We start from the raw sequence: 23,599 nt of genomic DNA on the forward strand, positions 1-23,599 counted from the left end.
CAGGTACACCCGACAGACACACGGCACAGACACAGCAACCAGGCACAGCAAGCAGGACACCCTCCCCACATCCATCCGCCCACCCACGTTGACGCGGACAGGAGCGGTCATGCCCGCCACGCACCACTCGTCAGCACCACCGACACCCACCTCCGGCACACCACCGATACTTCAGACGGACACCGCCGTCCCGCCGGCCTCGGCCAAACGCTCGGCCCCGGTAGCGGCTCCGCCGCCCCTCGCCGTCACAGTCCCCGTCCCCGTCCCCGAGGGCACCGCGGTCGGCCGTATCCCCGTCCTGGACGTCCGGCCCCTCGTCATGGGCGGGCGCCGTCCGGCGAAGGCGGTGGTCGGGGAGGCCTTCGAGGTCTCGGCCACTGTCTTCCGCGAGGGTCATGACGCGGTCGCCGCCAACGTCGTACTCCGCGACCCGAAGGGCCGTCCGGGCCGCTGGACGCCGATGCGTGAACTGGCCCCGGGCACCGACCGCTGGGGCGCCACCGTCGAGGCCGACGCGCCCGGTGAGTGGACGTACACCGTGGAGGCGTGGGGCGATCCGATCGGCACCTGGCGGCACCACGCGGGCATCAAGATCCCGGCGGGGATGGACACGGAACTGGTGCTGGAGGAGGGCGCGCAGCTCTACGAGCGTGCCGCCGCCGGCGTACCGAAGAACAAGGGCAAACGGGATGTGCTCCTGGCCGCCGTCGAGGCACTCCGGGACGTCGGACGCCCGGCTCCGGCCCGGCTGTCGGCGGCGCTGACTCCGGCGGTGGACAAGGTGTTGCGCCGGTATCCGCTGCGTGAGCCGCTCACCTCCAGTGAGCCGTCGGCGCTGGTGGTGGAGCGGGAACGGGCCCTGTACGGGGCCTGGTACGAGTTCTTCCCGCGTTCGGAGGGCACGCGCGAGCAGCCGCACGGCACGTTCCGGACGGCGGCGCGGCGGTTGCCGGCGATCGCCGCGATGGGCTTCGACGTCCTGTACCTGCCGCCGATCCATCCGATCGGCCACACCTTCCGCAAGGGCCCCAACAACACCCTGTCCGCGTCGGCGCAGGATGTGGGGGTGCCATGGGCGATCGGTTCCGAGGCGGGCGGCCATGACGCCGTCCACCCCGATCTGGGCACACTGGAGGACTTCGACTTCTTCGTCGCCGAGGCCGCCCGGCACGGGCTGGAAGTGGCGCTGGACTTCGCACTGCAGTGCTCGCCGGACCATCCCTGGGTGCAGAAGTATCCGCAGTGGTTCCATCACCGCCCCGACGGGACGATCGCCTACGCGGAGAACCCGCCCAAGAAGTACCAGGACATCTACCCCATCGCCTTCGACGCCGACCTGCCCGGTCTGGTCGCGGAGACGGTGCGGGTGCTGCGGCACTGGATGGACCACGGGGTGCGGATCTTCCGGGTCGACAACCCGCACACCAAACCGGTCGTCTTCTGGGAACAGGTGATCGCGGACATCAACCGCACCGACCCGGACGTGATCTTCCTGGCGGAGGCGTTCACCCGCCCGGCGATGATGCACACCCTGGCCCAGGTCGGCTTCCAGCAGTCGTACACCTACTTCACCTGGCGTACCACCAAAACGGAACTCACCGACTACCTGACCGAGTTGTCCGGTGAGGCAGCCGCGTACATGCGCCCGAATTTCTTCGTCAACACCCCCGACATCCTGCACGCGTACCTTCAGCAGGGCGGACGCCCCGCCTTCGAGGTACGAGCCGTGCTCGCCGCGACACTCTCCCCGACCTGGGGCGTGTACAGCGGCTACGAACTGTGCGAGAACACCCCGCTGCGCGAGAGCAGCGAAGAATACCTGGACTCCGAGAAATACCAACTGCTTACCCGCGACTGGGAGTCCGCGGAGCGTGACGGACGTAGCATCGCGCCATTGATAGCCACGCTCAACGCGGTCCGGCGACGCAGTCCGGCCCTGCGGCAGTTGCGTGACCTCCACTTCCATCACGCGGACCAGGAGGCGGTGATCGTCTATTCGAAGCGCCGGGGATCGAACACGGTTCTGGTGGTCGTGAACCTCGACCCTCACCACACCCAGGAGGCGACGGTCTCGTTGGACATGCCGCAACTCGGCCTGGACTGGCACGAGCCCGCGTTGGTGCGCGACGAGCTCACCGGCGAGACCTACGAATGGGGCAGGACGAATTATGTGCGCCTGGAACCGGGTACTCGCCCCGCGCACGTTCTGACCGTCCTGCGACCGTCCACCCCGCAGATCGGAGGGTCACCCACCACATGATCGTCAACGAGCCTGTTCCGGACACCTTCGAGGACACTCCCGCCAAGGACCGGGACCCCGAGTGGTTCAAACGCGCCGTCTTCTACGAGGTCCTCGTCCGCTCCTTCCAGGACAGCAACGGCGACGGCATCGGCGACCTCAAAGGCCTCACCGCCAAACTCGACTACCTCCAATGGCTCGGCATCGACTGCCTCTGGCTCCCCCCCTTCTTCAAATCCCCCCTCCGCGACGGCGGCTACGACGTCTCCGACTACACCGCCGTCCTCCCCGAATTCGGCGACCTCGCCGACTTCGTCGAATTCGTCGACGCCGCCCACCAACGCGGCATGCGCGTCATCATCGACTTCGTCATGAACCACACCAGCGACCAACACCCCTGGTTCCAGGAATCCAGAAACAACCCCCAAGGCCCCTACGGCGACTACTACGTCTGGGCCGACAAAGACGAACAATACCCAGACGCCCGCATCATCTTCGTCGACACCGAAGCCTCCAACTGGACCTTCGACCCCGTCCGCAAGCAGTACTACTGGCACCGCTTCTTCTCCCACCAACCCGACCTCAACTACGAAAACCCCGCAGTCCAGGAAGAAATCCTCTCCGCCCTCAAATTCTGGCTCGACCTCGGCATCGACGGCTTCCGCCTCGACGCCGTCCCCTACCTCTACCAAGCCGAAGGCACCAACTGCGAAAACCTCCCCGCCACCCACGACTTCCTCAAACACGTCCGCAAGGAAATCGACGCCCACTACCCCGACACGGTCCTGCTCGCGGAAGCCAACCAGTGGCCAGAAGACGTCGTCGACTACTTCGGCGACTTCGCCAGCGGCGGCGACGAATGCCACATGGCATTCCACTTCCCCGTCATGCCCCGCATCTTCATGGCAGTACGCCGCGAATCGCGTTACCCGGTCTCCGAAATCCTCGCCAAGACACCGGCCATCCCCAACAACTGCCAGTGGGGAATCTTCCTGCGCAACCACGACGAGCTCACCCTCGAAATGGTCACCGACGAAGAACGCGACTACATGTGGGCCGAATACGCCAAAGACCCCCGCATGCGCGCCAACATCGGCATCCGACGCCGCCTCGCCCCCCTCCTCGACAACGACCGCAACCAGATCGAACTCTTCACCGCCCTCCTGCTCTCCCTGCCCGGCTCGCCGATCCTCTACTACGGCGACGAGATCGGCATGGGCGACAACATCTGGCTCGGCGACCGCGACGCCGTCCGCACCCCCATGCAATGGACCCCCGACCGCAACGCCGGTTTCTCCTCCTGCGACCCCGGCCGCCTCGTCCTGCCCACGATCATGGACCCCGTCTACGGCTACCAGGTCACCAACGTCGAAGCATCCATGTCGTCCCCCTCCTCGCTCCTGCACTGGACCCGGCGCATGATCGAGATCCGCAAACAGAACCCCGCCTTCGGCCTCGGCTCCTACACCGAACTCCCCTCCTCCAACCCGGCCGTGATCGCCTTCCTGCGCGAACACAAGGACGACCTCGTCCTGTGCGTCCACAACTTCTCCCGCTTCGCCCAGCCCACCGAACTCGACCTGCAAACCTTCAGCGGCGCACACCCCGTCGAACTCATCGGCGGAGTCCGCTTCCCCGCCATCGGTGAACTCCCCTACCTCCTCACCCTCGCAGGCCACGGCTTCTACTGGTTCCGGCTGCGCAAGGACGCGAAGGACGCGAAGGACGCGAAGGACGCGAAGGACATCAAGGACGCCAAGAACGCCAAGGACGCCGGGTAGAACACGGTCGTACCTGGACACGTACAAGGTCGTACGTGCCGAACCCCGGCGGGCCGGTTTCTCCCGTCCCGCCCGGGGCACGCATCAGTCACACTCCGCCCCCTCGGGGAAAGGACGCGACGCCATGTCGGAAGCCGCCACCCGCTCCGCCACGACAAGTCCGGACCTCCTCGCGTCCCTTGAACCACTGCTGCGCGAATGGCTGCCGAGACAGCGCTGGTTCGCCGGCAAGGGACGCCCGGTCACCGACTTCTCCCTGGTGGCGGCCACCGAACTGCTGCCCGCCACCGCGCAGTCGGGCCTGTACCACCTCCTCGTGCGCGCCCATCAGCCCGCACTCCAGGGCCCCGGAGACTGCTACCAGCTCCTCATAGGCGCGCGCGAGGCGCTGCCGCCCCGGCTGGCGCCCGCGCTGATCGGACACGTGGACCGGGGCCCGCTGACCGGACGGACGGTGTACGACGCCCTGTACGACGCCCGGGCCGCCGAAGTGCTCCTGGAGGCGATGCGCACCCGGGCGCGGATCGGCGCCCTGCGCTTCGACCGGGGCCGTGACGACAAGGGCGGCGCCGGGGACGACGGGGAGGGCGACATACCGTCGGGGCTGGCGGCCCGGATGGTGACCGCGGAGCAGTCCAACTCGTCGATCGTCTACGGCGACACGTTCATCCTGAAGCTGCTCCGCAGGGTCGCACCGGGCGTCAACCCCGACCTGGAACTGCCCCTGGCGCTCGCCCGCGAGGGCTGCCCCCGGGTCCCGGCCCCGGTGGCGTGGATCTGCGCCGACGCCGCCGGGACGACCGACCACGTCCTCGACCCCGACGCGGAGACGAGCGCCGAGGACCGTTACGTACTCGGCGTCCTCCAGCCCTTCGTGCGGGGTGCCGCCGACGGCTGGGAACTGGCGTTGCGCGAGCTGGCCAAGGGGGAGGACTTCAGCGCGGAGGCGCGGGCGCTGGGACGGGCCACCGCCGAGGTGCACATGGCTCTCGCCCGCGCGCTGCCCACGGTGACCATGGGCCACGCGCAGCTGGGCCCGCTGGTCGACGGCATGATCGAACGCCTGGACGCGGCGGTCCAGGCGGTACCGGCCCTCCACCCCTACGCGCCCGGCCTGCGCTCGGCGTACGAGGCGCTGGCCGACCTCGCCGCCGAGGGCCAGACCTGGACGGCGCAGCGTATCCACGGCGATCTGCACCTCGGACAGTGCCTGCGTTCGCCGTCCGGGGAGTGGTCGCTGATCGACTTCGAGGGCGAGCCGTCCAAGCCCCTCGCGGAACGCCGGCTGCCGCAGCCGGCGGTACGGGACGTCGCGGGCATGCTCCGCTCGTTCGACTACGCGGCCCACTCGCTCCACCCCCGGCTGCCCGACTGGGCAGCGGTGTGCCGGGCCGCGTACTGCGCCGGGTACGCGGAGACCGCCGGCCGGGACCCGCGTACCGATCCCGTACTGCTGCGGGCGTACGAGACGGACAAGGCGGTGTACGAGGTGGTGTACGAGGCACGGCACCGCCCGGACTGGCTCCCGGTACCGATGTCTGCGATACACCGCCTGGCCGCACCCGACTGACCCCCGCGTCACCCCGCCCCGCGTCACCTCTCTCGCCCTGCCTCACCTCCGAAAGGCCCCCGCCCGTGACCCCGCATTCCCCGTCCAGCGGCTCGAAGAACCCGAAGAAGAAGACGTCCGCGAAGAAGGACCCCGGGAAGAAGGCGGCAAAGCAGGCAGCCAAAGAGGCCGCGAAGGAGTCGGTGAAGGAGTCGGTGAAAAAGTTGGAGATCACGCCGGAGACAGAGCCGGTGACGGAGCCGGGCCCCGTGACGGAGGCGTCTGCCCCTCAACCGGTCGAGGCCGCTCCGGTCGAGGCCGCTCCGAAGGAGACCACTCTGCTCCCCTCCCCCGCGCTGGACGCCTCCGACCGCGAACGGTTGCTCGCGGGCACGCACCACGACCCGCACTCCGTCCTGGGCGCGCATTCGCTGCCCGGCGGGGTCGCCTTCCGGGTGCTGCGGCCGTACGCCGACTCGGTGACGGTCGTGGCCGGGGATCTGCGGGCCGAGCTGCACGCCGACGGGGACGGTTTCTTCTCGGGCGCGCTGCCCCTGCGGGGAGTCCCGGAGTACCGGCTCGTCATCGCGTACGAGGAGCAGGTGCAGGAGACCGAGGACGCGTACCGGCTGCTGCCCGCGCTCGGTGACCTGGACCTGCATCTGATCGGCGAGGGCCGGCACGAGGAGCTGTGGCGGGCGCTGGGCTCGGAGCCGATGACCCACCAGGGCGTCACCGGCACCCGTTTCGCTGTCTGGGCGCCGAACGCGCGCGGAGTACGGGTGATCGGGGGCTTCAACTTCTGGGACGGTACGGCGTATCCGATGCGTTCCCTCGGCGGCACCGGGGTGTGGGAACTGTTCGTGCCGGGCGTCGGTGAGGGTGAGCTGTACAAGTTCGAGATCACGCGCGCGGACGGCTCGAAGACGCAGCGCGCGGACCCGATGGCCCGCCGGACCGAGATCCCGCCCAACACATCGTCCGTCGTGCACCGTTCACACCACGAGTGGGAGGACGCGGAGTGGCTGGCACGCCGGGCGGCGGTCCCGGCGCACGAGGCTCCGATGTCGATCTACGAGCTCCATCTGGCGTCCTGGCGACCAGGCCTGACATACCGCCAGCTGGCGGAGCAACTGCCCGCCTACGTAAGGGATCTGGGCTTCACACACGTGGAGCTGATGCCGGTGGCGGAGCATCCCTTCGGCGGCTCGTGGGGCTATCAGGTCACCGGTTTCTACGCACCCACGGCTCGGTTGGGCACCCCTGACGACTTCAAGTACCTCGTGGACGCCCTCCATCGGGCCGGTATCGGCGTACTGATGGACTGGGTGCCGGCGCACTTCCCGCGCGACGAGTGGGCGTTGGCCGAGTTCGACGGGCGCCCGCTGTACGAGCACGAGGACCCGCTGCGTGCCGCCCACCCCGACTGGGGCACCTTGGAGTTCGACTACGGCAGGCGGGAGGTCCGCAACTTCCTTGTGGCGAACGCCGTTTACTGGTGCCAGGAGTTCCACATAGACGGCCTGCGGGTCGACGCGGTCGCCTCGATGCTCTACCTCGACTACTCGCGTGAGCCGGGCCAGTGGACACCGAACGAGCACGGCGGCCGGGAGAACCTGGACGCGGTCGCCTTCCTCCAGGAGATGAACGCGACGGTGTACCGGAGGGTCCCGGGGGTCGTGACGATCGCCGAGGAGTCGACGGCGTGGGACGGCGTGACCCGGGCCACGCACCACACCGGTCCTGGCGGTTTCGGCGGCCTGGGCTTCGGCCTGAAGTGGAACATGGGCTGGATGCACGACTCGCTCGGCTACGTCCAGCACGACCCGGTCCACCGCAAGCACCACCACCACGAGATGACGTTCTCCATGGTGTACGCGTACAGCGAGAACTACGTCCTGCCCATCTCCCACGACGAAGTGGTCCACGGCAAGCGGTCGTTGGTGTCGAAGATGCCGGGCGACTGGTGGCAGCAACGGGCGACCGAGCGGGCGTACCTGGCCTTCATGTGGTCCCACCCCGGCAAGCAACTCCTGTTCATGGGACAGGAGTTCGCCCAGGGCGCGGAGTGGTCGGAGGCCCATGGTCCCGACTGGTGGCTGCTCGACCCCGCGTACGGCGCGGAGGCGGACCACAGGGGCGTACGGGACCTGGTCCGCGACCTGAACACGGTGTACCGCGACACCCCGGCCCTCTGGCAACTGGACACGCAGCCGTCGGGCTTCGAGTGGCTGGTGGGTGACGCGGCGGAGGACAACGTCTTCGCCTTCGTCCGCTACGACGCGGAGGGCACCCCGCTCCTGTCGCTCAGCAACTTCTCCCCCGTCGTCCGCGACGACTACCGCATAGGCGTCCCGGACACGGTCCCGGCCTGGCACGAGACGCTGAACACGGACGCGTCCCGTTACGGCGGCGCCGACATCCACAACCCGGACTCGCTCAAGCCCGACCCCCAGTCCTGGCACGGCCGCGCGGCCAGCATCCGCGTGACCCTGCCCCCGCTGGCGACGGTGTGGCTGCGCCCGGCGTAACCACCCGATCTTTCCAGCCCGTTGGGGGTCCCCCCTCTGGGGGAGTTCGAGGACATGGCCCGTTCAGGGCCGGCGGTGGGGGTCTGGGGGCGCAGCCCCCAGGAACGGGATGGGACGGGTAAGGGCGGCGGGGGCGAAAACCCCCACCGCGCACCCCCACCTCACCGTCCCCCGAACATCAGCCTCCGCAATGCCCCCAACAGGCTCTTCACCTGCCCGTCCCCACCGGACACCACCGTCTCTCCCGACAGCATCTCGCCGACACCACCTCCAGCGCTCCCCCGCCCCACTCCGCTCCCACGCCCACTCAGCTCGTAGCGGACCGGCAACAGCCGCAGCCCCCGCACCACCGGCCCGGATCGCCACGGCAACTGGTCGACCGGCAAAGTGAGTTCGGCCTTGGTCAGATGGTCGAAGATGCGTCCCACCGCCGTGCTCACGATCATTCCGCCCAACTCCCGTGCCGCACTGGGGCACTGATGCGGTCCGGCTCCCCACCCCAGGTGCGCCCGCGTGCTCACGGCCGACCCGACCAAGTGGGACGCCCCGATCGCCATCAGGTCCCCGTGCGCCGCCGCGGCCGACGGCGAGACGATGTCCCCGGCCCGGATCCAGAATTTCCCCAGCGCCACATCCCGTGCGGCGAACCGGAAGCACATGTTGGCGACCGGCGGATTCACCAGCGCCGCCCGGTTCACGGTCTCCCCGAGCTGTCCGGCCGACAGACTGCGCCGCACCGTCGCGTTCCCCCGCAGCACTTCCAGGAGCGTGTTGAGCACCATGTTCCCGGTGATGTCGTTCAGGTACACGGCGTTCATGAACAGCTCACGTCCCAACTGCTCGTCCGACAGCTCCGGGTCGGCCAGCAGCATGTACGACGTCAGGTCGTCCCCGGGCCGCGCCCGCCGATGCGCCGCCAGCCGGGTCATCGCGGCCAGCGCCCGTCCCGTCGCCGGTCCCGCGTCGGGTCCGCCGTCCAGCATCCGCCACAGGTCCATGACCAGCTCGTCCCCGAGCTCCACCGGGCACCCGAAAAGCTTCGTGGTGACCATCAGCAGCAACGGCCGCGTGTACTGGGCCCCCAGGTCGGCGAACCCCGCCGTGCCCGACTCGGCCGCCAGCATGGCGATCAGCTCGTCGGCGTACCGCGCGACCGTCGCCCGCAGCTCCCAGCCCTGCGGGGTGTGCCCGTCCTGGAACGGCCGCAGCGCCGTGTGATGCGTGTGCCGGGCGGCGAGGTGCTCCTCGTCGTCCATGAACATCGTCTGCCGCACCTCGTAGCCCGCGAGCAGCGGCCAGTCCGGTGGCAGCCGGCCCTGCGCCCGGGCCCGCCAGTACCGCACGTCCCGCCGCCACACACTCTCGTTCCGCAGTACCTCCAGCACCTCGCGGTAGTCGAGAACCAGCCACACCGGTACGCCCATCAGCCCCACCGGTGCCACGGGTCCGTAGGTGCGCCGCAGTCGTGCGTAGACCCCGCCCGGGTCGGCGTCGAACTCCGACGTCAGCAGCGGTTCCACGGGCAACGACTCCAGCGCCGGGCTGTCGACCGGCGCGGTCGCGAACGGATGGGCTTCCATACGCACACGCATACCGCACCGACCGTGCACCTGCGGTGACCATGGCGCGAACTGTTACGTCTTGGTGACCCTGGGTGCACGCGATCCGCCGGTGCTCACGGACCGTCCTCAGACCCCCTCGGCGTCGGCGGTCGCGGCCAACGCCACCGGCAACTCCCCCCGGTACAGCACACCGACGCGCTGCGTGGCCCGGGTGAGTGCCACGTACAGGTCACTCGTGCCGAAGGCCCCCGGTTCGACCACCAGCACGGAGTCGAATTCCAGCCCCTTGGCCTGCCGGGGATCGAGCAGCACGACAGCCCGCGTGAGATCGGGCTCCGCCCCCGCCTCCACGTCGTCCAGCCGCGCGGCCAACTCGCCGTGCAGCTCGCGCGGCGCGATCACGGCGAGCCGCCCCTCCACGGGCGCCAGCTCGCGGGCCGCCTTCGCCACGGCTCCCGCGAGATCGTCATCCTCCACTGCCCGCACCCATGGCCGAACCCCGGTCGACCGTACGGATTTCGGCGGCTCGAAGTCCGACCGCTCCGCCCTCACCACGGCCGCCGCCACGTCCATGATCTCGGCCGGTGTCCGGTAGTTGACGCCCAGCCGGGCATGCTCCCAGCGGCCTTGGACGTACGGCGCGAGGATGTCCGCCCAGGCCCCGACCCCACCCGGCTCGGCGGTCTGCGCCGGATCGCCGACCAGCGTCATCGACCGGGTCGGGCTGCGCCGCATGAGGAGCCGCCACGCCATCGGCGACAACTCCTGCGCCTCGTCGACGATGATGTGGCCGAACGCCCAGGTCCGGTCGGCCGCCGCCCGCTCGGCGGCGCTGCGCAGGTCGCCCTCCTCGTGCCGCTCGGCGAACCGCTCCGCGTCGATGATGTCGTGCGCGGACAGCACCTCGGACTCCTCCGCGTCCAGGTCCTCGAACTCATACGTACGGGACGCGTACGACACGTCCAACACACCTTGCGCGTAAGCGACTTGGTTACTGCGCTCGCGCTCGGCGCGCGCCCGGGCGACCCGCTCGTCCTCGCCGAGCAGCTCCGCCGCCTCGTCGAGCAGCGGTACGTCGGCCGTCGTCCAGGTACGGCTCACGGGCCGCCGAATGGCATCGGCGTCGGCCTCGGACACGTACCCCTCGGGCGCGGCGAGGAAGTCCGCGACCAGTCGCCTCGGGCCGATGCGGGGCCACAACTGCTCGATGGCGGCCCAGACTTCACGGTTCTCGGCCAGGTCGTCGCGGATCTGGGTGATGTCGCTGGGGTCGAGGAGGTTGCTGCCGTCGTAGGGGTCGGTGCCGATGCGCTCGGCCACCATCTCGGTCAGGGTGTTGAGGATGTGCCCCTCGAAGTGTTCGCGGGCGACGTTGTGCGGCAGTTTCGCCTCGCGCGTCCGCTCCCGAGCCATGTTCACCAGCCCGGCGTCGAGCATGAGGATGTCCCGGTCGTGCTCGATGGCGATGACGGGGTCGGGCAGTCCCTGCCGGTCCCGTACGACGGCTGCGAGCACGTCGGCCATCTCGGTCCGCCCCTTGACAGCGGCGGCCCGTGCCGAGTCGGCGGCGGTGGCCTTCACACCCGGGAACAGCTCGCCGACGGTCGCCAGCAGCACCCCGGTCTCACCGAGCGAGGGCAGCACCTCGCCGATGTAGCCGAGGAAGGCGGGGTTGGGGCCGACGATCAACACGGCTCGTTTGGCGAGGAGTTCGCGGTGTTCGTAGAGGAGATAGGCGGCCCGGTGGAGCGCGACGGCGGTCTTGCCGGTGCCGGGCCCACCCTCCACCACCAGTACGCCTCGATGCGGGGCACGGATGATCTCGTCCTGCTCCGCCTGGATGGTCTGCACGATGTCGTTCATCCGCCCGGTGCGGGCGGAGTCGAGCGCGGCGAGCAGCACGGCGTCGCCGGAGGGGTCCTCGTAGCCGGTCCGCGTCTCGTCCCCGAGATCGAGGATCTCGTCGTGCAGTCCGGTGACGCGCCGCCCGTCCGTACTGATGTGCCGACGCCGGCGCAGCCCCATCGTGGTGTGCCCGGTGGCGAGATAGAAGGGCCGGGAGACCTCGGCCCGCCAGTCGATGAGCATCGGGGTGCGCTCGGCGTCGTCGGCGCGCAGTCCGATACGGCCGATGTGGTGGGTGACACCGGAGGTGAGATCGATCCGCCCGAAGCAGAGCGACCCGTCGACGGCGTTCAGCGCGGCGAGCAGTCCCGACCGCTCGGCGACGAGCACATCCCGTTCGAGCCGCGCCTGCATCGGCGTGCTGCCCTGCGCGAGCGCGTCCGTGACGGAGTGCTCGGTGTCGCCGCGCAGGGCGTCGACGCGGGCGTAGAGCCCGTCGACGAATTCCTGCTCACTCCGCAATTCATCGTGAGTTGATTCCGTGTTTGCGCCCCTGTTTGACAATTCCGCTCCCGCTCGGATATACTCTGCTCATCGACTTCTCGCGACCTGACTTCCACAAAGTCGCGAACCATTGAATATACGCAAAGAAATCCCCCGAGCGCAATCGCTCGGGGGATTTCTTTTGTCGGCGCGCGTCAGAGGACGTCGGACAGCTCCTCCAGCAGTCGCCTTTTGGGCCGTGCCCCCACCATCGACCGCACCGGCTCCCCGCCCCGGAACACCATGAACGTCGGCATGGACAGGACCCGGTAGGCGTTCGTCGTCAGGGGGTTCATGTCGACGTTCAGCTGCACCACCTTCAGCCGGTCGGACTCCTCCGCCGCGAGGGCGCTCAGCACCGGAGCCATCTGCCGGCACGGCGGGCACCAGTCAGCCGTGAACTCCACCAGGACCGGCAGTTCGGCCCCGATCACCTCCGCCTCGAAGTCCGCGTCCGTCACCTCGGCCACACCCGCTGCCTTGATCATCGCGTCCGTCCTCCCCACTCGCATTCCGGTTCCGGACCGCCCGGCACCGTCGCCTCGGCCGCCAACGCGTCGCGGGCCCGCTCGGCCCGCGTCAGCTGCTCACCGACCTTCGCCCGTACCGACTGCAACTCGCCGATCAGCGCGTCGAGTTCGTCCAGCTTGCGGCGGTAGACGGCGAGCGACGCGGGACAGGAGTCGCCCTCCGGGTGGCCCGCCCGCAGACAGTCCACGAAGGGCCGCGTCTCCTCCAGGTCGAACCCGAAGTCCTGGAGCGTCCGGATCTGCCGGAGCAGCTTCAGGTCGTCCTCGTCGTAGGCGCGGTAGCCGTTGTCCATGCGCCGCGCGGGCAGCAGCCCCCGCGACTCGTAGTACCGCAGGGTCCGTGTGGTGGTCCCGGCCCGCGCCGCCAGCTCGCCGATTCGCATGCCGATTCGCATGGGTACGAACGTAGTCCTTGACGCCGACGTCAAGGCAAGGTCGGGTCGGGTCGGTCACGTCAGGTCGGCCCGGTGGCGGCGGCTTTCCCGCCACGGGGGAAGATGACTCGTACGCCAGAACAATTATGATCACAAGGTCCGCAACGGGGAGGAACATCATGCGCGACGTATTGGTCATCGGCGGCAACCGCTATTTCGGAAAGCGGCTCATCGACCGGCTGACCGCCGCCGGAGACCGGGTGACCGTTCTCAACCGGGGCTCCGCGCCCCCGCCCGCCGGCGTAATTCACCTCGTCGCCGACCGCGACGACGAGGCCGCACTGAATTCCGCTCTCGGCGACCGTACCTTCGACGTCGTCGTCGACCAGGTCTGCTATACGCCCCGCCAGGCGGCGATCGCCCGGCGCGTGTTCGGTGGCGGCCGTTCCCGCCGCTATGTGATGACGTCCACGGTCGAGGTGTACGAGTACGAGGACTCCCTCGTCTACGAGGACACCGTCGTGCCCGTGCGCGAGGACGCCGTCGATCCGCTGACCGTCCCTGTCCGCCTCGAACTCCCCTGGCACAAGCCGGAGTTCCGCGAGACGCACTACGGCGAGGGCAAACGCCAGGCCGAGGCGGTCTTCGCGGCGGACGACGTCACCGGCGATTCCCGCGACGCGGGCGACTACGGCGACCCGGTGGCCGACGGTACGAAGTTCCCGTACACCGCCGTACGCGTGGCCCATGTCCTGGGCGGGGACGACGACTTCACCGGCCGGCTCGACCACTACGCCCAGCGCATCCGTACCGGCACACCGATCGCCGTACCGACCGAGAACCGGCCGGCGACCTACATCCATGTCGAGGAGATCGCCGACTTCCTCTTCTGGGTGGTGGGTGAGGAGTTCACCGGGCCGGTCAACGCCGCGTCCCACGGCCTGCTGACCACCGAGGAGTTGTGCGCGGTCGTGGCCTGGCACATCCCGGACGGCAGGACCGTCTTCCAGAACGTCGACGTCGGCAAGGTCTCCCCGTTCTCCTTCGCGCGCTCGTACGGCATGGACAACTCCCGTGCCACCGAACTCGGGTTCACCTTCGGCCACGTACAGGAGTGGCTGCCCCGAGCCGTCGCCGAGACCTTGGGCTCGGACAGGGGGGCGGGGCCGGGGCCGGGCGGCTGACGTGCGGTTCGGCGCGTAATCGGCGTGCCCGGAAAGGGGTGTTCGCCCTACCGTGATCCCATGACGACCACCTCGCAGCCGCAGCAGCCGCCGCAACCCGTGATCCGCCCGAAGCCCGAAGACCTCCCGACGGCCGAGGGTCTTCCCAAGGCCGAGTTCGCGTTTCCCGGTCCGCTGCGCGACCAGCTCGTCGCCGCGATCCTCGACGGCTCGAAGACGTCCACCACCGGGCTCGTGGTCGACTACGAGCACGAGGGTGAGGCTCTGCCGGAGGTCGGCGGCCGTTCGGTGGTCGTCGACTCCGAGGACCGGCCGGTCGGGATCATCGAGATCACCGGAGTACGGGTCGTTCCGCTGGCCGCGGTGGATCTCGCCCACGCCCTCGACGAGGGCGAAGGGTACACCGATGTGGCCGCCTGGCGGGCAGGTCACGAACGGTTCTGGCACAGCGCGGAGATGCGGGCCGCGCTGGATGATCCCGGGTTCACCGTGACCGACACGACCCTGACGGTCCTGGAACGCTTCCGCCTCGTGACCGACCTCCGGCCGTAGCGGTTGTCCCGCTCACGCGGTTGAGGGAGATCACCGACCTGTACGGGTGAACTCGGGCGACTCGGCGATCCCCTCGACGTCGTCGACGTCGTCGGGCTCGTCGGCCTCGACCGGCCGCGCGGTCACGTCCGCCGCCGGCTCCGTGTCCTCCGTACGACCGCTGCCGTGCCCCTTGCCCGGCAGCAGGACAGCGACCAGTACCGTCCCCACGCCCAGGATCAGCGCGCCGATCAGGCTGGTGTGGGCCACCGCGTCCGAGAAGGACGAGCCGACCGCGTCCGCCATCTGGCGTGCTCCCTGGGCGAGTTGGCCGGCCTGCGCCTTCAGCTCGGCCGCCTGTTCCGGCTTCCCCGCGCTCGCCGCCTGCGACGCCTGTGCGGCGAGCTGCTGGGCCCGTTCACCGATCGCCTGGGCCACCTGGTAGCCCGCGCCGACCGAGTCCTGGGCCTGGTTCAGGGCGCCCGCCGGCAGCTTGCTCCCGTTCGTCGCGTCGGTGAGGTGGGAGGCGTACGACGTGGAGAGAAGGGAGCCGAGGATCGCGATGCCGAGCGAGCCGCCCAGCTCCAGCGAGGTGTCGTTCACCGCGCCGCCGACGCCCAGTTCGGCCTCGGGGAACGCCCCCATGATCGCGTCCGTGCACGGGGAGAGAGCGAGACCGATCGCGAGGCCGAGGATGACGAGAGGGGTGACGAAGGTCCCGTACGACGAACCGGAGTCCACCTGTGAGAGCAGTGCGAGGGCCGCCGTACCGCCGACCATGCCCGCCGTGACCGTGACCTTCATGCCGACGCGCGGGGTGAAGTAGCCGGTGAGGGCGGAGCCGACGAAGACCGCGCCCGCCAGCGGCAGCATGCGCAGGCCGGTGTCCAGGGCGTCGTAGCCGAGCACGAACTGGAGGTGCTGGGTGAGGTAGTAGAACGCGCCGAAGACCGCCAGGAAGAACAGGGCGACCGCGAGGTTCGAGCCCGCGAACCGGCGCTGCGTGAAGCGGCGTACGTCGAGGACCGGGCGCGGGTGACGCAGTTCCCACACGACGAAGAGGACCAGGCCCAGGCCTGCCGCGACGGCCGCCGTGATCGCCTTGACGCCCCAGCCGAAGTGCGGCCCCTCGATGATCATGTAGACGAGCGCGCCGATCCACACGACCGACAGCAGGCCGCCGACGTAGTCGATCCGGTCGTGGTGACCCGCCCTGGACGGCGGCACGAGGACGAAGGCGCCGATGATCGCGAGTGCGGCGATCGGCACGTTGATCAGGAACGTCGAGGACCAGCCGCGGTTCTCCAGCAGCGCGCCCGCGACCAGCGGACCGGCCGCGATGGCGAGGCCGGCGGTGGCGGTCCACAGAGTGATCGCCTTGGCGCGCTCGGCGCGCGGGAAGGTCGCCGCGAGGAGGGAGAGCGTCGCGGGCATGATCAGCGCGGCGCCCACGCCCATGACGGCACGGGCCGCGATGACCCCGGTGGCCGAGCCGACCAGCGAGCCCGCGACCGACCCGGCGCCGAAGACGACCAGACCGAGGACGAGCGCCCCGCGCCGGCTGTACTTGTCGCCGATCGCGCCGAGCAGCAGCATCAGCGCCGCGTACGGAACGGTGTAGCCGTCGATGACCCACTGGAGGTCGGCGCTGGACAGGCCCAGGTCCTGGGTCATGTCGGGGGCGGCGACGGTGAGGGCGGTGTTCGCCATCACGATGATCAGCAGGCTCAGGCAGAGCACGAGGAGCGCCCACCAGCGCCGGGCGTAGGGGGCCTTCATCCCCTCGACGGGTTCCGTACGGACAAGTCGTCCAAGTCGCATGGATCGCATGGCTACGGGTCGCCTCCCTGACTGGCTGTCGTTGATCCTTTTGCACAGCGCCGTGCAGTTGCACAACAATGTGCAATGTACTCGGATGCACAGCACTGTGCAAATAGAAGGAAGGGAAGGCACAATGTCAGCCATGACCACGGGAACCTCCAGCCGCGCCGACACGAACCGCCGCCGCATCCTCGACGTCGCCCTCGCCGAGCTGTTGCGGGACCCCGACGCCTCGATGGACCAGATCGCGCGCGCCGCAGGTGTCGTACGACGGACTGTGTACGGGCATTTCCCGAACCGAGAGGCGCTGATCAGCACGCTGCTCGACGGCGCCGTCGAGGCGGTGGCCGGCGCGCACGCGGAGGGACTCAGGGGCGGCACCGAGGATCCGGCGGAGTGCGTGGCCCGGTCCACGCTCGCGGTCTGGCGGGTCGCCGACCGCTACCGCATCCTCGTCGGGCTCGCCCAGCGCAGCGTCACCGTGCAGGGCATCCGTGACCGGTTCACGCCGGTCCGCGAGGCCTGCATAGAGATGCTCCGGCGGGGCCTGGAGGAGGGCGTGTTCAGCTCACCGCTGCCGGCACCGGCACTGGCGTACGTGCACGAGCAGATGCTGTTCGCGCTGATGGAGGCGGTGAACGACGGGCTGCTGTCAGCGGAGGAGGCGGGCCCCTCGGCCGCGGTCACCCTGCTGACCACGGCGGGGGTACCCGTCGCCCGGGCCACCGCGCTGGTGGCCGAGCTGAGCAGAGCGGCGATCAACCAGTAGGAGGCCGGCACGAGCGCCGGACGAACGCGCCGCGGCGGGCTAGGAAGCCGAGGCCGATGCCGCGGGGGCGGCGCACGCTGACCGTGGCGTTGTCCGGCGCGCCCACGTGTGGGCAGGTGAGCGGCACGGGCGGACTCGGGCGGCGGGCTCCCTCAGACCGCACCCGCCGGCCACCAGCCGGACACCAGAACCAGCGCGAGGACGGGCGAAAGGCCCAGGCGCACCCGGGCGCCGGACCCGGTCAGACCGCGTCCGCCGGACACCAGAACCAGCGCGAGGACGGGCGAAAGGCCCAGGCGCACCCGGGCGCCGGACCCGGTCAGACCATGTCCGCCGGCCACCAGTCGGAGACCAGGGCCGCCAGCTGGTCCGGGGTGGCGACGGAGCGGACCGGCACCCCCGGGGGCAGCAGGCGGCGGGTGAGTCCGCCGAGCGTGTTGCCGGGACCGAGTTCGGCCAGCCGCAGCGGGCCCCTGGCCACCGCGGCGAGGGTGCGTATCGAGCCCGCCCAGCGCACTGGCATGACCAGGTGACGCAGCATCAGGTCTCGCCGGCGTTCGGGGTCGCCCCGGTGCGCGCGGGCGTCGACGTCGGCGATCACCGGGCAGCGCGCGGGGTGCAGCGCGACGGTGGAGACCATGGCGGCGAAGCGGGGGCGCGCCGCCGCCATCAGCGGGGTGTGGAAGGCCCCGCCGACCGGGATGCGGACCGCCCGCGCGCCCGCGGCCTCCGCCTCCTCGACCAGTGCCGCGACGGCGTCGGCGGTGCCGGAGACCACGACCTGGGCAGGGCCGTTGAGGTTGGCGACCCAGATCGGCGCCTTGGCACCGGCCCGCAGCCGGGCGGCGATCCGCTCGACCTGGGCGGGGACGGCGGTGTAGGAGAGCGCGGCGTTCCCCAGGGTGTGGACCCGGGTGTGGGCGCGCACCAGCCAGGGGTGGCGGCGGCGCAGCCCGATCAGCGCCTGGTGCAGCCGTTGGACGTCGAGCCCGTCCTCCCCCAGCCCGGCCGGATCCGCGGGGAAGGCGGGCCGGATCGCGTCATCGCCGCCCGGCCGGTCCTCCTTGACGGCGCGCATCGCCCGTTCGTCCCCCGCGTACACGGACGGCACGCCGCCGAGGGTGAACAGCAGCGTGAGCGCGTGCGCGAGGTGGCGTGGTTCGCGCAGCCGACTGGCGATGCGGGTGACGTCGTGGTTGCCGACGAAGGTCTGGGGAGCGAAGGCGTCGAGGAGGGCGTTGTGGCGTTTGAGCGCCCAGGCCAGTTCGTGCGGGTTCGTGTCGTTGAGGGAGCTCCAGACCGCCTTCCACAGTTCGTACTGGGTGACGGTGTCGAGGCCGCCCTCGGTGACGTACGCGGTGTAGTCGCCCTGGATGGCCTCGCCGCTGAACCAGGCGCCGGGATGGCTTCGCCGGACCCGGTCGGTGACGGCGCGCCAGAAGGGGCGCGGCACGGCGTAGGCGGCGTCGAGGCGCCAGCCGGCGATCCCCCGGTCCAGCCAGTACTCCATGACGGAGGCGACGTGGTCGGCGACGGCCGGTGCGGCGTGTTCGAGGGCGACCAGGTGACGGTGGCCCTCGAACACTTTGTAGTCCTCCCCCTCCGGGACGAACCAGGCGGCGTACGGGGATCGGGCGCCGCAGGCCGTGACATCGGCGAACGGCCCGAAGGACCGGCCGACGTGGTTGAACACGCCGTCCAGCAGGACTCGTACTCCGCGCTCGCCGGCCCGTTCGACCAACTCGGCCAGATCGCCCTCGGTGCCGAGGCGGGGATCGATCCGGAAGTGGTCCACGGTGTCGTAACCGTGGGTCTCGGCGGCGAACACCGGACCGAGCGCCAGCCCGTTGCAGCCGAGGGACACCAGGTGGTCCAGCCAGCCGGTGAGTGCCGGGAGCCGGTGGACCGCGGCGGAGCCGGTGGACCGCGGCGGAGCCGGCGGGCAGGGCGGCGCGCTCGGCGCCGAGGAAGCTCAGGGGATCACCTCTCCGGATGCCCCGCAGATGTCGAGAGAACGCAGAAATGGCCGAGCGGCCAGGCTACGGGGGAGAGCCTGGCCGCTCGGCGTTTTTCGGGGTCCTGGGGCACCCGGCGGACCTGCCGGGTGCCCCAGGCCGGGCGGCTGGACTACGGGGGAGTGTCCAGCCACCCGGAGTCTTCCGGGACGGGTGTTCCGCGTCAGGCCTTGGCGAGTTCCTTCTCGCCGCCCTGCTCGGGGACGTCCGCCGCGTCGGCGTCGGTGTCCGGGTGGAAACCGTCGTTCTCGTCGATGAGCGTCTTCTCGTCGAACGGGTGCTGGCCGGCGAGGACCTCCGCGACGCGCTGCTTGTCGATCTCCTTGGTCCAGGTGCCGATCAGGACCGTGGCGACCGCGTTGCCCGCGAAGTTGGTGAGGGCGCGGGCCTCGCTCATGAAGCGGTCGATGCCGACGATCAGACCGAGTCCGTCCACCAGCGCGGGCTTGTGCGACGCGAGACCGCCGGCCAGGGTCGCGAGACCGGCGCCGGTGACACCCGCCGCGCCCTTCGAGGCGACGAGCAGGAAGAGCAGCAGGGGGATCTGCTCACTGACCGCCATCGGCGTACCCATGGCGTCGGCGATGAACAGGGACGCCATGGTCATGTAGATCATGGTGCCGTCGAGGTTGAACGAGTAGCCGGTGGGGACGGTGATGCCCACCACGGGCTTGCTGACGCCCAGGTGCTCCATCTTCGCGATGAGGCGCGGCAGCGCGGACTCGGAGGAGGAGGTCGAGAGGATCAGCAGGAACTCGCGGCCCAGGTACTTGAGGAGCGAGAAGATGTTGAGGCCCGTGAAGACCCGCAGCAGCGCGCCGAGCACCAGGAAGACGAAGAGGAAACAGGTGAGGTAGAAGGACAGCATCAGGATGGCGAGCTGCTTGAGCGCGTCGACGCCGGCGGACCCGGTCACCGCGGCCATGGCACCGAACGCGCCGACGGGCGCCGCCCACATCACCATGCCGAGGATGCGGAAGACCAGGCGCTGGATGTGCTCCACGCCGCGCATGATCGGCTGGCCGGCCGGGCCCATGGCCTGCAGGGCGAACCCGGCGAGCAGGGCGATGAGCAGCGTCTGGAGGACCTCGGGGACGGTGAAGGCGGAGACGAACGTCGTCGGGATGATCCCGAGGAGGAACTCGGTGGTGTCCTTGGCCTCGGCCGAGACCTGCGCCTGGCCGGTCTCCTTGACGGCGTCGGTCAGCGCGAGGCCGGTGCCCGGCTCGATGATGTTGCCGACGACCAGGCCGATGCCGAGCGCGACGAACGACATGAGCACGAAGTAGCCGAGCGCGATCCCGCCGACCTTGCCGACCTTCGCGGCCTTCCGTACCGAGCCGATACCGAGCACGATCGTGCAGAAGATGATCGGCGAGATCATCATCTTGATCAGGTTGACGAAGCCGGTTCCGATCGGCTTCAGCTCGACGGCGAAGTCCGGGGCGATCAGACCAACGGCGATACCGGCGGCCACCGCGGCGATGACCGCGATGTAGAGGTAGTGGGTACGGTCCCGCTTGGCGGCGGGTGCGGCAGGTGCCGTTGAGGATGAGGTGGCCACGGCTGCCCTCCTTGACGTCGTCGTCGGCATCACCGGCGTGCGGCTCACGTCCGGGGGATGGGGAGAAAGTTGTGCTGGGGATGCGGTTGTGCGGGGAGTGCGATGGTGCTCGGGGTGCGATGGTGCTGCGGGTGGTGCGGGGTCGCGGGCGGCGACCGAAAACAGGCCATGGCCCGTGAGTCGCGTCCCTGCGATGCCGTGACTATCCCCCGCCCTGTGAGGGCGGTCACCCTTCCGTTCATTTAGTTCACGCTTATAAGGAGAGGCAGACTGACACCATGCGCTTCCCCCGCGTTCCCGGACCCCGCAGCCTGGCCGCTCAGCTGTTCGCCATGCAGGCAGTGCTGATCGCGGTCGTGGTGGCCGGATGTGCGCTGTTCACGTACCTCAGCGACCGCAGCCAGGCCGAGGACGCCGCGGGCCGCCAGGCGATGGCCGTGGCCCGTTCCGTCGCGGACGCCCCCTCGGTGCGGGAGGCGATCCTGACCGCCCCGAAGCCGACGACCCTGCTCCAGCCGTACGCCCTCCAGGTGCAGCACCACACAGACGTCGACTTCGTCACGATCATGAACCCCGACGGCATCCGCTGGACCCACCCCGACAAGGAGCAGATCGGTCAGCGCTTCCTCGGGCACCGGGAGCGCGCGTTGCGCGGCGAGTCGTTCACGGAGGTCTTCTCCGGCACCCTCGGCCCGTCGGTCCGCGCGGTCACGCCGATCCACGCCGGGGGCGCCAACAGCGAGATCATCGGGCTGGTCAGCGCGGGTATCCGGGTCGAGGAGATAAGCGCCCGGGTCCAGGACCAGGTCACGGCACTGTTCGGGGTCGCGGCGGGCGCGCTGGCGCTGGGCGCGATCGGCACGTACGTCGTCAACGCGCGCCTGCGCCGCCACACCCACGGGATGAACGCGGCCGAGCTGAGCCGCATGCACGACTACCACCAGGCCGCCCTGCACGCCGTACGCGAGGGGCTGCTGATGCTCGACGGGCAGTACAGGGTGGCGCTGATGAACGACGGCGGGCGGGAGCTGCTGGGCGTCACCGACGAGGGCGAGGTCGTCGGCCGGTCGGTGGCCGAGCTGGGGCTGCCCGCGCCGCTGACGGGCGCGCTGCTGTCGGCCGAGCCGCGCGTCGACGAGGTGCATCTGACCGCCGACCGGGTCCTGGTCGTCAACACCTCCACGGTGTCGAGCGGCGAGCGCCGTGGCACGGTCGTCACCCTGCGCGATGTGACGGAACTCCAGTCCCTGATGGGCGAATTGGACTCCGAGCGGGGTTTCACGCAGGCCCTGCGCTCACAGGCGCACGAGGCGGCGAACCGTTTGCACACCGTCGTCTCCCTGATCGAGCTGGGCCGGGCGGAGGAGGCCGTGGACTTCGCGACCGCCGAACTGGAACTGGCCCAGGCGCTCACCGACCAGGTGGTCGCGGCGGTCAGCGAACCGGTGCTGGCCGCGCTACTGCTCGGCAAGACGGCGCAGGCGAACGAGCGGGGCGTGGAGCTGGTGGTGTCGGAGGACAGCAGCCTCGACGACGGTCTCCTCCCCGACACACTCCCGGCCCGCGACCTGGTCACCATTCTGGGCAACCTCATCGACAACGCGGTGGACGCGGCGCAGGGAAGCGCGGAGAGCGGTCTGGGGCCCTCCCGGGTGACGGTGACGGCCCTGACGGAGGACTCCCTGCTGGTCCTGCGGGTCTCGGACACGGGCGCGGGAGTCGACCCGGCCCACACGGAGGCGGTCTTCCAGCGGGGCTTCACGACCAAACCGGCGGGGCCGGGCGGCCGGGGTCTCGGGCTTGCGCTCGTACGCCAGGCGGTGGCCCGGCACGAGGGGACACTGACGGTGGCCGAGGCGGCGTGCGGCGGGGCGGAGTTCGAGGTACGGCTGCCGTTGCCCAAGGTGCCGGCGCCCGTGACGGCTTCGGGCTCGGCGAACGCTTCGGGGCGCCGCGCCCCCGCCGAGCCCACTGAACCGGCCGCGCCGACCGAGCCGACTGAGCACGCCGAGCCCGCCGAGCCCGCCTTGCCTGGAGGCGACGTATGACCGACCCGAGAGACACCCCGCGCAGGGACACGACGACCGACCCCATCCGCGTCCTCGTCGTGGAGGACGACCCGGTCGCCGCCGACGCGCACGTCATGTACGTGGGCCGGGTGCCCGGGTTCACGGTCGTGGGCAAGGCGCACACGGGCGCGGAGGCGCGGCGCGCGCTGGACCGTACGCCGGTGGACCTGCTTCTGCTCGACTTCCACCTCCCCGACGGACACGGGCTGCAACTGGCCCGCTCGCTGCGGGCGGCGGGCTACCACGCGGACGTGATAGCGGTGACGTCCGCGCGGGACCTGGCGGTGGTCCGGGAGGGGGTCTCGCTGGGGGTCGTGCAGTACGTACTGAAGCCGTTCACCTTCGCGACCCTCCGGGACCGGCTGGTGCGGTACGCGGAGTTCCACGCGTCGGCGGGCGAGGCGAGCGGCCAGGACGAGGTCGACCGCGCGCTGGCGACCCTGCGCGCCCCGGGCCCCGCCGCGCTCCCCAAGGGCCTGAGCGCCCCCACCCTGGAACGGGTCACGGTGACCCTCCGGGCCAGCGCCGAAGGGCTCACCGCGGCCGGGGTCGCCGAGGAGGTCGGCATCTCGCGCATCACGGCCCGGCGCTACCTGGAACACCTGGTGGAGGCGGGACGGGCGGCGCGGAGCCCCCAGTACGGGCAGGTGGGGCGGCCGGAGTTGCAGTACCGGTGGGTGCGGGGGCAGTAG

At 70.3% G+C, this 23,599-nt stretch carries 17 protein-coding genes; 9 read left to right on the plus strand and 8 right to left on the minus strand.

The features are described from left to right. Positions 1-109: 109 nt before the first annotated feature. The 4 genes from QA861_RS13265 (at position 110) to glgB (ending at position 8,100) form a co-directional block, all read left to right on the plus strand. On the plus strand, positions 110-2,260 hold the full coding sequence (locus QA861_RS13265) for an alpha-1,4-glucan--maltose-1-phosphate maltosyltransferase (RefSeq protein ID WP_334588539.1): 2,151 nt from the start codon (positions 110-112) through the stop codon (positions 2,258-2,260). Continuing rightward, positions 2,257-4,020 carry a maltose alpha-D-glucosyltransferase gene (gene treS, locus QA861_RS13270; RefSeq protein ID WP_334588541.1) on the plus strand — a complete coding sequence of 588 codons (1,764 nt, stop codon included), beginning with the start codon at positions 2,257-2,259 and terminating at the stop codon, positions 4,018-4,020. Before QA861_RS13265 ends, treS begins: the two co-directional genes overlap by 4 nt. 124 nt (positions 4,021-4,144) lie before the next feature. Beyond that, positions 4,145-5,590 (plus strand): maltokinase N-terminal cap-like domain-containing protein, encoded by a 1,446-nt coding sequence (locus QA861_RS13275; protein WP_334588542.1) that lies wholly within the window; start codon positions 4,145-4,147, stop codon positions 5,588-5,590. Between the two features lie 65 nt (positions 5,591-5,655). Continuing rightward, on the plus strand, positions 5,656-8,100 hold the full coding sequence (gene glgB / locus QA861_RS13280) for a 1,4-alpha-glucan branching enzyme (protein ID WP_334588543.1): 2,445 nt from the start codon (positions 5,656-5,658) through the stop codon (positions 8,098-8,100). Between the two features lie 161 nt (positions 8,101-8,261). Here the strand turns inward: glgB and QA861_RS13285 are convergent, their stop codons facing one another. The 4 genes from QA861_RS13285 to QA861_RS13300 all read right to left on the minus strand — a co-directional run bounded on the left by QA861_RS13285 (position 8,262) and on the right by QA861_RS13300 (position 12,963). After that, positions 8,262-9,680, minus strand: coding sequence for a cytochrome P450 family protein (locus QA861_RS13285; protein WP_334588544.1), 1,419 nt, complete (start codon positions 9,678-9,680; stop codon positions 8,262-8,264). A 108-nt stretch (positions 9,681-9,788) separates the two neighbouring features. Then, a complete protein-coding gene (locus tag QA861_RS13290; RefSeq protein WP_334590538.1) occupies positions 9,789-12,089 on the minus strand; it encodes a HelD family protein in 2,301 nt (766 codons plus the stop codon). Between the two features lie 116 nt (positions 12,090-12,205). Further along, positions 12,206-12,520, minus strand: coding sequence for a thioredoxin family protein (locus tag QA861_RS13295; RefSeq protein WP_334590539.1), 315 nt, complete (start codon positions 12,518-12,520; stop codon positions 12,206-12,208). Between the two features lie 14 nt (positions 12,521-12,534). After that, positions 12,535-12,963, minus strand: a complete 429-nt coding sequence (locus QA861_RS13300) for a MerR family transcriptional regulator (protein WP_334590540.1) — start codon at positions 12,961-12,963, stop codon at positions 12,535-12,537. Positions 12,964-13,133: 170 nt separating this feature from the next. On the opposite strand from QA861_RS13300, the gene QA861_RS13305 reads away from it, so the two are divergent. After that, complete coding sequence (locus QA861_RS13305; RefSeq protein ID WP_334588545.1) at positions 13,134-14,138, plus strand: NAD-dependent epimerase/dehydratase family protein; 1,005 nt, start codon at positions 13,134-13,136, stop codon at positions 14,136-14,138. A gap of 60 nt (positions 14,139-14,198) precedes the next feature. After that, positions 14,199-14,690: an ASCH domain-containing protein gene (locus QA861_RS13310; protein ID WP_334588546.1), complete on the plus strand. Its 492-nt coding sequence runs from the start codon at positions 14,199-14,201 to the stop codon at positions 14,688-14,690. Between the two features lie 30 nt (positions 14,691-14,720). On the opposite strand, the gene QA861_RS13315 is transcribed toward QA861_RS13310, so the two are convergent. After that, a complete protein-coding gene (locus tag QA861_RS13315; RefSeq protein ID WP_334588547.1) occupies positions 14,721-16,490 on the minus strand; it encodes an MFS transporter in 1,770 nt (589 codons plus the stop codon). 133 nt (positions 16,491-16,623) lie between these two features. On the opposite strand from QA861_RS13315, the gene QA861_RS13320 reads away from it, so the two are divergent. Continuing rightward, the gene (locus tag QA861_RS13320; RefSeq protein ID WP_334588548.1) at positions 16,624-17,259 is read left to right on the plus strand and encodes a TetR/AcrR family transcriptional regulator; all 636 of its coding nucleotides are present in this window, start codon (positions 16,624-16,626) and stop codon (positions 17,257-17,259) included. A gap of 152 nt (positions 17,260-17,411) precedes the next feature. On the opposite strand, the gene QA861_RS13325 is transcribed toward QA861_RS13320, so the two are convergent. The 3 genes from QA861_RS13325 to QA861_RS13335 all read right to left on the minus strand — a co-directional run bounded on the left by QA861_RS13325 (position 17,412) and on the right by QA861_RS13335 (position 20,868). Continuing rightward, positions 17,412-17,600, minus strand: coding sequence for a hypothetical protein (locus QA861_RS13325; RefSeq protein ID WP_334588549.1), 189 nt, complete (start codon positions 17,598-17,600; stop codon positions 17,412-17,414). Beyond that, positions 17,579-19,123: an alpha-amylase family glycosyl hydrolase gene (locus QA861_RS13330; RefSeq protein WP_334588550.1), complete on the minus strand. Its 1,545-nt coding sequence runs from the start codon at positions 19,121-19,123 to the stop codon at positions 17,579-17,581. The genes QA861_RS13325 and QA861_RS13330 overlap by 22 nt, the downstream gene beginning before the upstream one ends. A gap of 314 nt (positions 19,124-19,437) precedes the next feature. After that, the gene (locus tag QA861_RS13335) at positions 19,438-20,868 is read right to left on the minus strand and encodes a cation:dicarboxylate symporter family transporter (protein ID WP_443041553.1); all 1,431 of its coding nucleotides are present in this window, start codon (positions 20,866-20,868) and stop codon (positions 19,438-19,440) included. A 248-nt stretch (positions 20,869-21,116) separates the two neighbouring features. Between QA861_RS13335 and QA861_RS13340 the strand changes: the two genes are divergently transcribed. Both QA861_RS13340 and QA861_RS13345 read left to right on the plus strand, forming a co-directional pair. Continuing rightward, on the plus strand, positions 21,117-22,886 hold the full coding sequence (locus QA861_RS13340; RefSeq protein WP_334588552.1) for a sensor histidine kinase: 1,770 nt from the start codon (positions 21,117-21,119) through the stop codon (positions 22,884-22,886). Then, a complete protein-coding gene (locus tag QA861_RS13345) occupies positions 22,883-23,599 on the plus strand; it encodes a response regulator (RefSeq protein ID WP_334588553.1) in 717 nt (238 codons plus the stop codon). Before QA861_RS13340 ends, QA861_RS13345 begins: the two co-directional genes overlap by 4 nt.

The organism is Streptomyces sp. B21-083 (genome assembly GCF_036898825.1).
Lineage (GTDB): Bacteria > Actinomycetota > Actinomycetes > Streptomycetales > Streptomycetaceae > Streptomyces.

Bases quoted from the DNA above. Each gene is read 5' to 3' on its own strand.
- QA861_RS13265 (WP_334588539.1), top strand. From the start codon at position 110: ATGCCCGCCACGCACCACTCGTCAGCACCACCGACACCCACCTCCGGC.
- treS (WP_334588541.1), top strand. From the start codon at position 2,257: ATGATCGTCAACGAGCCTGTTCCGGACACCTTCGAGGACACTCCCGCC.
- QA861_RS13275 (WP_334588542.1), top strand. From the start codon at position 4,145: ATGTCGGAAGCCGCCACCCGCTCCGCCACGACAAGTCCGGACCTCCTC.
- QA861_RS13285 (WP_334588544.1), bottom strand. From the start codon at position 9,680: ATGGAAGCCCATCCGTTCGCGACCGCGCCGGTCGACAGCCCGGCGCTG.
- QA861_RS13300 (WP_334590540.1), bottom strand. From the start codon at position 12,963: ATGCGAATCGGCGAGCTGGCGGCGCGGGCCGGGACCACCACACGGACC.
- QA861_RS13305 (WP_334588545.1), top strand. From the start codon at position 13,134: ATGCGCGACGTATTGGTCATCGGCGGCAACCGCTATTTCGGAAAGCGG.
- QA861_RS13310 (WP_334588546.1), top strand. From the start codon at position 14,199: ATGACGACCACCTCGCAGCCGCAGCAGCCGCCGCAACCCGTGATCCGC.
- QA861_RS13315 (WP_334588547.1), bottom strand. From the start codon at position 16,490: ATGCGACTTGGACGACTTGTCCGTACGGAACCCGTCGAGGGGATGAAG.
- QA861_RS13320 (WP_334588548.1), top strand. From the start codon at position 16,624: ATGTCAGCCATGACCACGGGAACCTCCAGCCGCGCCGACACGAACCGC.
- QA861_RS13335 (WP_443041553.1), bottom strand. From the start codon at position 20,868: ATGCCGACGACGACGTCAAGGAGGGCAGCCGTGGCCACCTCATCCTCA.
- QA861_RS13340 (WP_334588552.1), top strand. From the start codon at position 21,117: ATGCGCTTCCCCCGCGTTCCCGGACCCCGCAGCCTGGCCGCTCAGCTG.
- QA861_RS13345 (WP_334588553.1), top strand. From the start codon at position 22,883: ATGACCGACCCGAGAGACACCCCGCGCAGGGACACGACGACCGACCCC.